This window comes from Shewanella sp. Shew256, from assembly GCF_002196695.1.
GTDB classification, from domain to species: domain Bacteria; phylum Pseudomonadota; class Gammaproteobacteria; order Enterobacterales; family Shewanellaceae; genus Shewanella; species Shewanella mangrovisoli.
Genome location: NZ_NAJR01000001.1, coordinates 531,337 through 545,999 on the forward strand (window position 1 = coordinate 531,337; position 14,663 = coordinate 545,999).

At 45.7% G+C, this 14,663-nt stretch carries 7 protein-coding genes; 4 read left to right on the plus strand and 3 right to left on the minus strand.

Annotation, left to right across the window (positions count from 1 at the left end; all coding sequences use genetic code 11):
- Positions 1-51: 51 nt before the first annotated feature.
- Positions 52-1,785: a toxin-antitoxin system YwqK family antitoxin gene (locus B5P39_RS02250; RefSeq protein WP_088210300.1), complete on the minus strand. Its 1,734-nt coding sequence runs from the start codon at positions 1,783-1,785 to the stop codon at positions 52-54.
- A gap of 9 nt (positions 1,786-1,794) precedes the next feature.
- Positions 1,795-4,083, minus strand: a complete 2,289-nt coding sequence (locus B5P39_RS02255) for a hypothetical protein (protein ID WP_088210301.1) — start codon at positions 4,081-4,083, stop codon at positions 1,795-1,797.
- 271 nt (positions 4,084-4,354) lie between these two features.
- Between B5P39_RS02255 and B5P39_RS02260 the strand changes: the two genes are divergently transcribed.
- From B5P39_RS02260 to B5P39_RS02280, 4 genes are all read left to right on the plus strand, one after another.
- Positions 4,355-5,317 (plus strand): dienelactone hydrolase family protein, encoded by a 963-nt coding sequence (locus B5P39_RS02260; protein ID WP_088210302.1) that lies wholly within the window; start codon positions 4,355-4,357, stop codon positions 5,315-5,317.
- Positions 5,318-6,340: 1,023 nt separating this feature from the next.
- Complete coding sequence (locus tag B5P39_RS02270; RefSeq protein WP_088210303.1) at positions 6,341-6,871, plus strand: HEPN domain-containing protein; 531 nt, start codon at positions 6,341-6,343, stop codon at positions 6,869-6,871.
- A gap of 20 nt (positions 6,872-6,891) precedes the next feature.
- Positions 6,892-7,296, plus strand: coding sequence for a hypothetical protein (locus B5P39_RS02275; protein WP_088210304.1), 405 nt, complete (start codon positions 6,892-6,894; stop codon positions 7,294-7,296).
- A 110-nt stretch (positions 7,297-7,406) separates the two neighbouring features.
- Entirely contained in the window at positions 7,407-10,106 is a 2,700-nt protein-coding gene (locus B5P39_RS02280; RefSeq protein WP_088210305.1) for an ATP-binding protein, read from the plus strand.
- A 631-nt stretch (positions 10,107-10,737) separates the two neighbouring features.
- On the opposite strand, the gene metH is transcribed toward B5P39_RS02280, so the two are convergent.
- Positions 10,738-14,472, minus strand: coding sequence for a methionine synthase (metH, locus tag B5P39_RS02285; protein WP_088210306.1), 3,735 nt, complete (start codon positions 14,470-14,472; stop codon positions 10,738-10,740).
- Positions 14,473-14,663: the final 191 nt, after the last annotated feature.

Here is a 14,663-nt window from a genome sequence, read left to right on the forward strand (position 1 = left end):
TAGTTTACGCGAATGGCGTTAAGCTAAACAGCTTACAGCCACAGGCTTGAGTTAATAAAAGGGAAACACACTATCTTCAACGGGTAAGACGGGCGGTGGTGTTTCCTGATTTAAAAACTGACCGTGATTGTAATGATTAATGACCTGTATCGAGCCATTATTCTCAAACTGGTATTGCTTACCATGCAAGTTACCTTGGTCGTCATAGTTAGCAATTTCGAGCACATAATCCTCGGGTGTGCGCAGTTCCCAATGACCGACTTGCTTACCCTGCTCAAAACGACCATGCCAAGAGCGTCTTTCAGGATTCGGCCTTGGGCGATATTGGAATTCGTTATCGGTGAATACCCAATCGCCTTGGCGCAGGTCATTACGATATTCGCCTTTTTCATACACTTGGCCATTACTGGCGTAACGCTGGACTAAACCATCGGGTTTGCCGTGTTTAAAGTGTATGGATTCAAGCAACTGGCCTGAGTTGGCCTTGTTGAGGTATTCACCGTGGAGCTCACCATTATCATCGTGGCTATAGGTGAGGGTGGCGTCGTCCTGATATTTCTTCCAAGTGCCTGCTTGTTTATCCTTGGCATACTGACCTTGCTCTACCAGCTGACTTTTGCCTGTGGCTGGCTCTATTTTCACTGTCTCATAGGCGCCTTCACGCTTACCCGCCTGATAATATTCACGGGTGAGAGTGATGACATCGTTGTAGTCGAAGGATTTGATCTGTAAGCCATTCAACTGCTTATCGAGTCGCTCCTGGCGCTCGATTAACAAGCCTTTTTTAAAGGTTTCAGAGAGCGACCCGTTTTTGAGTTTGTCCTCTTCGTGAGTCTCAATCAATTGGCCGTCGCGATAGCGCTGCTGTTTGCGATAAACCCAGCGATTACCTTGGTATTTGCTGTCGACGGTGCGTTTAATCTCACCCTTGTCATCGTATTCGATAGCCTGGATGACATCGCCCTTATCGTTGGTGACTTCCTTTAATTTGAGCTGGCCATTTTCAAAATAAGTGAGCTGCTCACCGACCTTATAATTCTGTTGATACTGAAAGTGCTGCTCTACCTTGCCATTGTCAAAATAGCTAAAGTAGTCGCCGTGTTTTTTATCCTTAAACCACTCTTGGGTGGAGATAACTTGTCCATTCAGCCCCCAAGTGGTCTCTGTGCCTTGCAGTAGGCCATCAACCTTATGCTCCTCACGGTTGAGTTTGCCTAGATTAAAATATTGGCTGACACAGGTGGGGTCATGGCAGATTTTGGCGGTGACTTCACCTTCGGGACTAAAATTTTCGCTGATACCGACGGCTTGGCCATCTTTATAGGTGGTTTTGTTGCGGATATTGCCGCCATTCCAATAACCCGTTTCTTGGCCTTGTTTTACACCATTTTCATAGTGCGACTCAGTATATAACTGGCCCGTGGCAATGTACTTTTTGATTAGGCCATCGAGCTGACCTTGCCTGTTGCGAAAGCCCTGTTCGTAGGGGTTTCCATCGTCGAAGTAACATTGATAAGGCCCGCGAAATTGCTCGCTAGTGAGTGCCTTACCGATATTTTTATCGGCGATGGCCGTTGAGCAGAAAAGCCTATTCTGTTCTTTGTAGTAAACCTCGACCTTATAGTAGCCATCAGTCAGATCAACGGGTTGCTCAAAATAGTACAGCGCTTTTTTCTCATCCTTGATGACATTCCAATGGGCATCGAGTAATACCTTCTCTGCATTAGCATGGGTACTGATGAGGGCGAGTGCTCCTAGGAGCAGTTTTACAGTAAATGGACGCATAACCGCTCCTTAAGGCAAAGGTTTGAAGGTGAACTCATAGGGAATATCGACGGAATCTTGGGAGATAGTCATATAACTCACCTTTGCGGCGGCGCCTGTGACACTTAAATAGCGGCCATCTAACAGCACCTCATCAATCCTATACTCTGTCTCTTCGGGCATACGAATCGTTAATGGCTTACCTTGGGCATTCTCGACTCTAATGTAATTGGGCAGATCTTTACTCGGCTCCTTGCCATAACCCGTATCGGTCAGCCAGGTTTGCAAATCGATTAACCAAGGGCGCTCGGTGGCAGATTGCGCTAAGGTTTGCCAGTGGATATCGCCTTTGCAATGGATAGTGCCTTGAATGCGCTTATCGTAGAAGTACTGGCGCACGCGGTCGGGCGTCATCAAATGGTAAGCCGCGCCTTCGGGTCCATTGGGCACAAACTGCCAAGTCACCGCCTGTGTACCTTCATTAAAACCTTGTGCTATCTCGGGCTTACAGGCCGTCGCTAACGCAGCAGACATGGGGATATATAAGTTGTGACCATTTTCAGTCGCCGTTTTTATATCCTTCACTGCACTGATTTCTGGCTTGGACAACGCCAATTTATCCGAGAAGGAGTCGCCCATACTGACGCTGCCAAACTCGCTCAGGGGATTGGCAAGATTTTGGTTGTACTCAGCTTCGGGAACAAAGCGGATCTGCTTGCTTTGAGTGAGTTCTGGCTGGGGTTGACTCGTCACTAGCACTAGGGTTTTAGGGATTTCGTCTAACTTAAGGAGCAGTGCACTGGTCGTCTGCTGATGACTCTCATCGGCACCAGTCAACTCCGCGAGCAGTTCTTTATCGGTCAGGGTGAGCCACTCGGGATACTCCGATTCGGGGCGGGCATGGGCCATTTTGCCTGTTAGCTGCTGAAGACCTAGGTGGATCTTGTTGCTGTCGCTCTGCTTGATGACCACTTTAAATAGCTTAGCGTTGGCATCTAGGGGCTGAATCGTGAGGCTGGCATCGCCAAAGGTATAGGGCGCTGCGAGCAGTTCGTCCCAGGATTTTTCGATGATGCTATTCGACTCGGGGATTAGGGTGAGCTTAGCGCTGATATAGCTCATCCGCTTGAGTTTATCGGCGGTGTTATCCCAACCCGTGGCGATAATATTGGTCGACGACTCAATGTTACGGCTGAAATTGACCGCAGACCCAGTGCTGTGTTGCCAGAAGTCGAGATCTAACGCTTTTCCGCTCTCATCAAAGGCGGTGATGTCCTCATAGCGCATATTACCGACCACATATTGCGGACTCATGGCATGCACAAAGCGCAGTTGGATCTCCTCGGGAGTATCGCTGCCCCAGTCGCCAATATTATCAATAATCCCTTGGTGATCAGCTAATAAGGATTGGATAAATGCCTTGTCGGTAGGCTTATATTCCCGCGGTACATCGCTGATGGGATAAAGCTCCTTTTGCTTATCATCGATATCCCGCTCGGCATCGTAGTTGTCATCGGCATACCAAAGCAGGCTCATCACATCGGGGCGATCCTTAGGCGCCATAACGATGCGCTGGACAAAGGTTCTTCCCCGCTGTTCATCCTGTTTAAATAGCGCCATGCTCTCTAACCAACCGGTTTTACGGTTAAGCTCGAACTTGCCGTAGACCTTAAGGTTACTGTTTTCGCCCAGTTGCTGTTTATTCTGTAACACCGCCAGCAATCTATCGTCGCTGACTTGCTCAACCGTCCAGATTAACCGCTCATCCATGGGGGCGCTGGTGCTATAACCTACGCGGGGCTCAAGCTGCACGGGCAGGGTAGGCGATTGCTCAAATAGGGACTTAAGGCTCGTCCAGCGATTAAATAGCTCGGCGATATCCTTCTGATTTATTTGGGTAACGGGCGTGAGCCGATTGTTGTCACCATTTTTCAGCTCGAGATTAAAGCCCGCTTGAATGATGGAGGTGAGCTCTTTGCCACTGTTTTTTGGATCGATATTGCTGATGGGGATAGGCAGGGCGTGATCGCTTAATTGCATCAGGCTCGGCTGAACGAAGAAGTGGGCATCATTGGTCAATGGGGTGGTTAAGCTGGTCGCTTTACCCTGAGCATCCTGCAACTGGTAATTCAGTAGCACGCGCCCCTGCATGTTCTTTTGGGTTTCAATACCATCATTAATGCTGAGGGTCGAAATCACCTGATATTCACGTGTGCTGGGGATGCCCCCCGATTTATTGGAGCCAGCGCTATCGCACGCCGTTAACCCAACCGTGAGCGTGAGAGTGGTACAAATTACCCTGCATATCCCTATAGCCATCTGAACTCCATTGGCAATTTATGTTGTTGAAATGTAAATCTATTAATCCAGAAGTTGGCGACATTATACACAAAAAAGCCCCTAGGGAATAAAAAGCTCATGCCAATCAGTGGGCAAGATCAGTCGTAAGTTTGCATGATGAATATCGGCCTAAGGCGAGAAAGCCGATTGCCCTAATCAGGCTTCATCCTTTACTCTTGTTAACGCCGCTAGATAACTCACAAGCTAGGGAAGACAAACCTGTGGTAGCTTGTTCAATGGAGAAAGAACGATGAGCCCACAACTCAAGTCCGACAATAACGCGCCAGCTGCCCAGCCTATCCCGCAGGAGGCCTTCGATTGGTACGATGAATATGCCCACGGCATCATCGACCGCCGCGAGTTTATGGCTCGCCTCGCCGGCCTTGTGGCACTGGGGTTTACCATGACAACGCTTACTGGCGCACTCATGCCCAATTACGCCTTAGCCGAACAAGTCTCCTTTAACGATCCCAGTATTCAAGCCAGTTATGTGAAGTTTCCCTCCCCCGAGGGCTATGGCGAAGGCCGCGGTTATTTAGTGATGCCAACTTCTATGCTGATTCCCGGCAAAGAGGCGGGCGATCCTAAGACCTTGGACCCCACTAAAAAAGCCGCCGTGGTGTTAGTGGTGCATGAAAACCGTGGCCTGAATCCTTATATTGAAGATGTTGCCCGCCGCTTAGCGGCCAAGGGTTATATCGCCTTTGCCCCCGATGCCCTTTACAGCCTCGGTGGTTATCCCGGTAATGACGATGCGGGCCGCGCCATGCAGGCCAGCCTCGACAGAGCCAAAATCGAGCAGGACTTTATCGCCGCGGCCCGCTTTTTAAAGGCCCACCCCCAGAGTAATGGCAAACTCGGCGCCGTCGGTTTCTGCTTTGGCGGCTATATAGTCAATATGCTCGCCGCCAGCATTCCCGATGAGCTAACGGCTGGCGTGCCTTTTTATGGCACCCCTGCGGCCACTGAGCTACGCAGCCGAGTCAAAGGCCCGCTAATGTTGCAATTTGCCGCCTTAGATCAACGGATTAACGACACTTGGGCCGAGTACGAAACTCAATTAAAGGCTAACAAGGCGGAGTATATTGCCTATCTCTATCCCAATGTGAATCATGGTTTTCATAACGATTCCACCGCCCGTTATGATGAGCCAACCGCCGAGCTTGCATGGGCAAGAACCTTGGATTTTTTTGCGAAGTACCTACAAGGTTAGGGATTGCCGAACGGCAATTGAGAAACGTTTTATTTGCGGTCTATCGACCGAGGTGAATCAAAGTCGTGGGGGGCCACTCCACACTAGATCATATTGCTGTTATCTGTTTATTGCGGCCTTACGGCCGAGAAAGTCGTGGGGCTTCACCCCACACCCGACCAAGGAGGACTGCTCGTCCTATCCTCCTTGGATGCTCCAAGACGCCCCTAACGGAGTTGAAAGCCCCTTGTGCTCATTGCCAAATTTGCTATCGCTTCCGAAGGATGCGTCCCTGCACCTGCGAAAGCTAGCTCGCCATCCATGGCGAGACTCACGCAATTTGTCTATTCGCCCTGCGGCAACTCCGAGGGGATGGTGTATTCCTTAGGCTATGGAGTTGTAAGCTTGTTTTTAAAAGCTAAGTACCCAAATTAGGTATTACTTAACTACTTAATTTGTAATGTGAAAGTGGTAGACAGATATTAAACAGAACGTTATCTTAGGTTTTTAACAAGGATGAAACTTAATCGTGACCTCGATTCAGTTCACTTGCATCAGGAAGATGTATCTTTATTTCGCTAGAAACGCCTCCTGAACAATCCAGCCCTTACCATCATTGGCTAATGACTGTTAGCCAAGTGCGGTAGCTATGGGAAAGCTTTTGTTTTTGCGGCCTGTCGGCCGAGAAAAGTTTAAGGTCGTGGGGCTTCACCCCTGATTTTTAAACAAGAGCCGACCAAGGAGGACTGCTCGTCCTATCCTCCTTGGATGCTCCAAGACGCCCCTAGCGAAGTTACATGCATTTAGTTAGTGGCCTAGCGCTTATTCGAAATCGCTAACGCTTCCGATGGGGCGTCCTCTTGATGTTAAACAGAGAGTCCGAAAGCTAACTCGGCATCCATGCCTAGCTCACGCGATTTCTTTCAACGCCCTTCAGCAACTTCGCAGGGTATTGGCGTAACTCTTGGTATTAGTGTTTATTTAAAAAACTTTATTAAAATTCATATTGTTACTTGTATGACTACTATTTAGCTAAGGAATAAAATGTCTGTTGCTCTAAATACATTTAAGCGTGCAATCAATGATGCAAGAGCTTTGATCGAATGCTACGACGAACTAAATGTAAAACAGGAATCACAAGCATTAGGTGCATTAAAAAGAGCTGCTTTGATCATGACTATGACCGCTTGGGAAACCTATGTAGAAGATGTTGCTACAGAACTTTTCAACAACAAGTTTGGTGTATTAAAAGGGTGCCAAATTGGAAACTTTATGGAGCAGCAGTTTTCTACCCGCTTGAAAATGTTTCATAACCCTGACTCGGCTAAAACTAAGCAAATTTTTGAAGAGTTTTTTGGGATTGATGTTACAGAGCATTGGAAATGGCCGAATTATATCCCTAAACAAGCCAGAGAAAACCTTAATACTTGGCTAAAAAAGCGTGGAGATGCGGTTCATCGTGCACAGGTCGAAATAGGAACCCCTCAGATTATTAAGCGCGATGAAGTGGATAAGTGTATTCGATTTATAACCGAGTTAGTGACTGCTACAGATAAAGCATTGGGTTCAGTTTAGTTAGGGTAGTGTGAGCAGCGATGAAACTAGTACTCCAGATTACCTTAGGGATTTTGCTAGCGAGCTTGGTTACTTTGTTAGTTCGAATTGGCTATCTAAGCTACGTCGAATATCGGGTTAAGCAAGAAATAAATGAAATCGCGCTACAGCAGCAACAGCGAGAAAAAGCTCGTCAACAAGCTGTAAAAGAACGTCAGCTTGCTGAATACCAACAGCAACAAATTGCAATGCAGCAGGCTGCGGAACAACGACGAATAGCACAACAAAATGAAGCCGCACGCGTACGTAAAGCCGAAGCATGGCGCAAATACTACATCGTCCCCGAAGACTGCAAAAACTATAAGTCAGATGAGCATATGGTCAACTGCCTAAACCATAAAGCCGATGCCAAAGCAGAATTTAATAAAATATACGATTTAGAATAATCATGACCTTAGTAAGATTTTTATATTAAGTTTATGGTGAATGATAATTTATATTTTTATTTATGAAACTAATTTCTAAACTTTTATACTATATTTAGTAAGGAATTTAAATGCTAGACTTTGACCGCATAAAAACATCAATGATTGTATTTGCTCTTGAAAAAGAATTAGGGAATTTAGTTCTGAGTAATGATTCTTCATTAATTGATTCTTCAGCTATTGATACTATTTCTGAGCGTGAAGAGTCCAAGAAGAGAAATAAAGTATTAGATGCCAAAATGTTAGTTAAGGCTAGTTACTTTGGAGAGCTTTTTGATTTTGCTATAAGTGTAAGCAAAGATAAATCTGTTCATGATTATTTAATAGAGTTAAAAAGTTTTTGTTTTGCAAATGATATTTTTGAAATACGTAATGCTGTTAGTCATTCTACAAAGGACTTTCATGTCAATTATTGGTATAGAGCCGCAGCGATTGCAACTCATCCTACAATAGAGAAGTTAAACTTTGAAATGTTACAAGAGGCTCTGTATTGTGCTGAAAATAATGAGTTAAAAGAGCCGCCAGAGGAGTGGTTGGAAAAGATTTGTTGGTCAATACCTAATAATCTACCTGAACAGTTTGAACATTCGATTACATCTCTTATTGGAAGAAGTAAAGAAAGTGAATTGTTAAAGGCAAAGATTAGATCTCCAAGGGCCGATTTTATCTCAATTATTGCCCCAGGAGGAATTGGAAAAACTGCATTAGTTCTTGATGTTTTGCAAGATATTAGTTTAAGCCCAGACTTTTCTGATGTAGTTGATGGAATATGTTTTGTTACATTGAAAAGAGTAAGTCTGACAGCCGATGGACTTGTATGTTTTGATGCAATTAAAACAATATCTGAAATCGAAAAGGAAATTGAAGATTACTTTATTGAGTATCATGGTGATGAATCTATTGTTTTTGAGGGTGTAAAAGAAAAATATAATGAAATGAAATTGATATTGTGCATTGATAACTTAGAAACTTTGCTAGTTGAAAGTCCTGAAACCTTTCAGCTATTTATTGATGGTTTACCACGAGATTGGAAAGTAATAGTAACAAGTAGAGTTACTGTTTATGATTCATCAAATATGCCTCTACCTGGTTTGACAGATGGGTTATGCTTTAATTTGGCTAGAGAGTACATGCTCAAGAGAGGGATAACACACAGCCATAAAGATGATATTAATACTTTAGTGAAAAATTCAAACAACAATCCATTGGCAATAAGATTGTCCATAGATTTGATTGGCAAGGGGTACTCAGTCCCAGATTCTATTTCACATACTAAAAGTGAAATTGTAAAATTTTCATATGATAATTTAATTGATAAGTTGTCACATGATTCGATAAGGATTTTAGAGTCTCTACTTGCTGGAGGGGCTTTATCTAGGAGGGATTTATCTAGCTTTCTTGAGTTGACTTCTGATGAATTGGCTGAATCAATTAAAGAATTAACTGCAACAACATTAATTTATAAAAGTAAATCTGATGAGGTATATAGTTTAAGTGACTCCATCCGAGAGTTATTGGTTCTAAATCCAAGGAATTTAGAGGTTAGGACGCAGTTGAATGAAAAAGTAAGACGTCGAAATATGGAGATTTCTCAAATAAGCAAAGAGCAGGAAGGGCTTAATATTGATAGGTTTGATGCTAATTATATACCAGATGATATCAGTCCTGAGTTAAAAATAGTCTCTAAAAAAGTTAACTCGTTATGTGCGAATAAGAATATTTCAATAGAAAATGCTGCAGATATATTTAGCTCGCTTGATCGTTTTAATGAAATTGATAAAAATGCATTTTTCTTCTTCCAGCGTGGTCGTGTTTTTCAAATGGTTAGTGATTACCCTGGTGCGGTAAAAGCATATGAACGTTCAATCGTATTGTTCAAAAACCCAGTAGTTATGCTGCAGTTGGCTAAATTATATGGTTCTCAAAATGAGACGCCGAATGCATTGAAGTTATATGAGCAGTTAATTGAAGGTCGTTATGCTGAACTAGAAAGCTCTTCAGCAAGATTTTCAAATGATGTTATATATGGGTATTTTATTTCTTTGCTATACTTAGGAGAGTATGAAGTTATTTTTGATAGGACTGAAGATATTGGTTCTCACAGGTATCGAGAGATGTTACTTCTTTTTCGTGCTGCAGCATTTAAGCGTAGTGTTGAGAATAAAGTTCATTTGGGAGGTGATGATTGTAAACAAAAGCTAACTAAAAGTATGGAGATTTTTTCCATTATTTTTAGAGAGTATGGTTATAAGAATAAGTCTTGTGTTGAATTCCGTAAACTTACAAGCGAACTTGCACAGTATTGCTTTTATAATTACTTTAAAGATTCTAAATTTGCGTCAAGTGTTACTAAATTTGTATCAGCCCATGCTCATCAAGTTATGACACAAATGGTTGCAGATTCAGATTTTTGTTATAAATTTAAGAGTGTAATTGGAACGTTGTATCGTCTTAAAATTGATGGTAATTTTTTTGATAGTGATTATTGGCATGAGTTATTAGATTGCTTTGTGAATGATAGTAAAGCTGTAAACAATGGATTTACAGTTGTTAAAGTTAGTTCAATACATGCTAGAGATTCTAGGAATTTTGTAATTTGTGTTGATAAAAATTCGGAAACATATTTAGTTCATAAAAAAACGTTAACTTCTGGAGCGTCAAGATGTTGGGAGCAAATTGATACCGGATTTCCATTGTGTATAAAACATCGACCAGATTTGAATGACTCGAGTAAAAAAATTGTTTACCAAACAGCATTGTTTTCTATTTAGTTTTGAAGTGTTTATTCGATAAAATGTATTTTCATCTTCAATAGCGCGGTAGTCAACTTCAGCTATATTTTGCTTTTGCCTTAAATATGGCGAGAGATATAATACGCATAACTCTTTCAATACTAAAACTGTACACTAATGTATAGAATTTCACCTATACTCTTGCGAAATTACTGATCGCGTGAGCCACGCATGGATGCCGAGTTAGCTATCGAACTCTCTGTTTAACGTCATGGGGATGTACCATCGGAAGCGTTAGCGATTTACGAATAAGTACGAAGCCACTCCTTTTGTGGCTATTTTTTTAATTAATTAGCCACAAATATATGCTGAAACTGATGGGTACACCAGATAGGGCACTGTTGCACCAGTGACCTTCTAAAACATGGATGTTTTAGTAGAGCCTACAAGGATGTATGCACGGCGTGTCACTGGGGTAACAGTGCGAAAGCCTGCGGCAGGCAATGAGTTGCACCATCACTTTACAGCGATATGGTTGCTAGTTCGTAATGCAAAACGAACCAGCAACATCGGGTGTGGGGTGAAGCCCCGCGACTTTGATTTTGACTTATAAATTCAAACGAAGTTTGAATCAGCTTTTCAAACCGCGTTAGCGTAAGTCCGATCCTGATTACTCTGGATCATAATCCAACACTGGCGCCAGCCACTTCTCCGTTTCACTTACTGTCATCCCCTTACGCTTAGCGTAATCCTCCACCTGATCGCGGCCAATATTGGTCACGCCGAAGTAGCGGGATTTTGGATGGGCGAAGTACCAGCCGGACACTGCGGCGGTGGGGAACATGGCGTAGCTTTCAGTAATGTTTAAGTCGATGGTTTCATTCGGCTTTAACAGTTCCCACAACAGGCCTTTTTCGGTGTGATCCGGACACGCTGGGTAACCCGGTGCGGGGCGAATACCTTTGTATTTCTCGCGAATTAAGGCTTCGTTATCGAGCTGCTCATCGGCGGCATAACCCCAGAATTCCTTACGTACGCGCTCGTGCATCCGCTCGGCAAAGGCTTCGGCCAGACGGTCGGCTAAGCATTTGAGCATAATGGCGTTGTAGTCATCGTGGTTGGCCTCAAAGCGGGCAATATGCTCGTCGATACCATGGCCAGCGGTGACCGCAAAGCCGCCCATATAGTCGGCAACGCCGCTGTCTTTGGGCGCCACAAAGTCGGCCAGACAGAAGTTATCGTTACCCACACGCTCAAGCTGCATCCGCAGGTGATGGGTGGTCATTTCGACTTCGGTGCGAGTCTCGTCGGTATAAAGTTCAATATCATCGAAGCCGACGGTATTGGCGGGGAATAGCCCAATTACGCCCTTGGCGGTGAGCCATTTTTCATCGATGATTTTTTTAAGCATGGCCTGACCATCGGCGAACAGTTTCTGCGCCTCAGTGCCTACTACCTTGTCGGTTAAGATCTCGGGGTAATGGCCGTGTAGCTCCCAGGCGCGGAAGAAAGGTGTCCAGTCGATACGGTCGACTAAATCGGTTAATGGATAATCTTCAAATACTTGGCGACCCAGCACATTGGGTTTGAACGGGGTGTAGTTTGCCCAGTCGTGCTGGCAGCGGTTTTCGCGGGCGGCCTCTAGCGAGACGATTTCCTTACGCTTGGTTTGCGATAAACGCTTAATGCGCATCTCTTCGTATTCGGCGTAGGTCTCATCGATAGTCGCCTGACGGGTTTCGTTGCTGACTAGCTTGCTAACCATAGGCACGGCGCGCGAGGCGTCGGCAATGTAAATCGCGCCATGGGGATAATGGGGGGCAATCTTCACTGCGGTATGGATTTTCGAGCAGGTGGCGCCGCCGATAATCGCCGGAATGGTAAGGCCTTCACGGTAGAAGGTTTTCACATTGTGCACCATCTCATCGAGACTTGGGGTGATAAGCCCGGACATGCCGATAATGTCGATATTGTGCTCTTTCACGGCCTCAAGAATGCGCTCCACCGACACCATCACGCCTAAGTCGAACACCTCAAAACCGTTACAGGCGAGCACCACGCCGACAATGTTTTTGCCGATATCGTGCACATCGCCCTTAACCGTGACCATCAAAATTCTGCCGTTAGATTGGCCTTCGACCTTCTCTTGCTCGATAAAAGGGTTGAGGTAGGCCACGGCCTTTTTCATCACCCGCGCCGATTTTACCACCTGTGGCAGGAACATTTTGCCCGAGCCAAACAGGTCGCCGACGATATTCATACCGTCCATCAGCGGACCTTCGATCACATCCAACGGACGGGAGGCGAGTTGGCGAGCCGCTTCGGTATCTTCGTCGATAAATTCGGTGATGCCTTTGACCAACGCATGGGCGAGACGTTGATTCACCGGCCATGAGCGCCATTCTAAGTCTTCTTTTTTCGCGCTACTTGAACCATCGCCACGGAATTTTTCAGCAATCTCAAGCAATTGCTCGGTGTTGTTTGAGTCTTCAACTGGGCAGGGCAGGTTGAGCACGACGTTCTCGACCTTATCCTTAAGCTCGGGGTCGATATCATCGTAAATCGCTAATTGGCCCGCGTTAACGATACCCATGTCCATGCCGACTTTAATTGCGTGGTATAGGAATACCGCATGGATCGCCTCACGCACTGGATTGTTACCGCGGAAGGAGAACGACACGTTCGACACCCCGCCGGAAATCATCGCGTGGGGCAGGGTGGCCTTAATCTCTTTAATGGCTTCAATAAAATCGACGGCATAGTTATCGTGCTCATCGATACCCGTGGCAATGGCAAAGATATTCGGGTCGAAGATAATGTCTTCGGGCGGAAAGCCGACCTTATCGACCAGCACGCGGTAGGCGCGGGTACAGATCTCTACTTTGCGCGCCTTAGTGTCGGCCTGACCTTGCTCGTCGAACGCCATAATAATCGCCGCGGCGCCGTAGCGTTTCACTAGGGTTGCCTGCTCGATAAACTTCTCTTCGCCTTCCTTCAAGGAGATAGAGTTTACGATTCCCTTGCCTTGAATACATTTGAGGCCAGCTTCAATCACCTCCCACTTTGAGGAGTCGATCATAATCGGCACGCGGCTGATATCCGGCTCAGAGGCGATAAGATTTAAGAACTTATGCATCACCTCCACGCCATCGAGCATACCTTCGTCCATGTTGATGTCGATGATCTGCGCGCCGCTTTCTACCTGTTCACGGGCGACATCGAGCGCCTGCTCGAACTTGCCTTCTTTGATCAGTTTTAAAAACTTGGCCGAGCCAGTCACGTTGGTACGTTCACCCACGTTCACAAACAGGGTTTGGGCGTCGATAGTGAGCGGTTCCAAACCCGATAAACGGCAAGCGACGGGGATCTCGGGTAGTACCCGTGGTGCAAAGGGCTCTACGGCTTCGCGAATGACCTTAATATGCTCGGGCGTGCTACCACAGCAGCCGCCGATAATGTTGAGCATGCCTTCACGGGCCCATTCTTGGATAACGCTCGCCATATCCTCTGGGGTTTCATCGTAACCGCCAAACTCGTTTGGCAGACCCGCGTTAGGGTGCGCTGAGACATAGCACTCGGCGATGCGCGACAGTTCTTCAACGTAGGGGCGCAGCTCCTTAGGGCCGAGGGCGCAGTTAAGGCCGATGGATAAGGGCTTGATATGGCGAAGGGAGTTATAAAAGGCTTCGGTGGTTTGTCCGGTCAGGGTTCGGCCCGAGGCATCGGTAATAGTGCCTGAGATCATAACCGGTAAACGCGCGGGCGAATTTGGCCCAAAGAGTTCATCGAACACGGTTTCGATGGCAAATAAGGCGGCCTTAGCGTTTAAGGTATCGAAAATGGTCTCGACCATAATGATATCGGCGCCACCTTCAATTAAGGCGCGGGTCGATTCGCAGTAAGCGGTCACTAACTCATCGAAGTGGATATTGCGATATCCGGGATCGTTAACATCGGGGCTGATAGAGCAAGTGCGGTTAGTGGGCCCTAACACACCGGCAACATAACGTGGCTTACCCGTGGCTTTTTCGATTTCATCACAGGCCTCACGGGCGAGGCGTGCACCTTCACGGTTAATTTCGGCGGACAGCGACTGCATGTCGTAGTCGGCCATGGCGATAGTGGTGGCGTTGAAGGTGTTGGTTTCAATAATATCGGCACCGGCTTTTAGGTAGTCGATGTGAATTTGTTTGATGATGTGTGGCTGAGTGAGCACTAAAAGATCGTTATTGCCCTTAACGTCGGTATGCCAATCCTTGAAACGCTCGCCACGGTAATCCTCTTCCTCAAGCTTGTAGCCTTGGATCATAGTGCCCATGGCGCCGTCTAAAATCAGAATGCGCTTTGACAACTGGTTGCGAATGTCTGCCAGTGCTTGGCTGGCTCGATGGAGAGATATCGCCATAAATGATTACCTTTACTACAGCTAAGTTGAGTCCAAAGTACGCAATCGGGTGACAAATTGCATTTTATTATTGAATGTCGTTCGTTATGTTTTGGACATTTATACGTATAGACGTCCATAATACGCGACATCGGATTGTCAGGGCAAGGCTAAAGTTGGTATAGCATAGGCGAGATAAGGCAGATAAAAAC

Bases quoted from the DNA above. Each gene is read 5' to 3' on its own strand.
- B5P39_RS02255 (WP_088210301.1), bottom strand. From the start codon at position 4,083: ATGGCTATAGGGATATGCAGGGTAATTTGTACCACTCTCACGCTCACG.
- B5P39_RS02280 (WP_088210305.1), top strand. From the start codon at position 7,407: ATGCTAGACTTTGACCGCATAAAAACATCAATGATTGTATTTGCTCTT.
- B5P39_RS02260 (WP_088210302.1), top strand. From the start codon at position 4,355: ATGAGCCCACAACTCAAGTCCGACAATAACGCGCCAGCTGCCCAGCCT.
- B5P39_RS02250 (WP_088210300.1), bottom strand. From the start codon at position 1,785: ATGCGTCCATTTACTGTAAAACTGCTCCTAGGAGCACTCGCCCTCATC.
- B5P39_RS02270 (WP_088210303.1), top strand. From the start codon at position 6,341: ATGTCTGTTGCTCTAAATACATTTAAGCGTGCAATCAATGATGCAAGA.
- B5P39_RS02275 (WP_088210304.1), top strand. From the start codon at position 6,892: ATGAAACTAGTACTCCAGATTACCTTAGGGATTTTGCTAGCGAGCTTG.
- metH (WP_088210306.1), bottom strand. From the start codon at position 14,472: ATGGCGATATCTCTCCATCGAGCCAGCCAAGCACTGGCAGACATTCGC.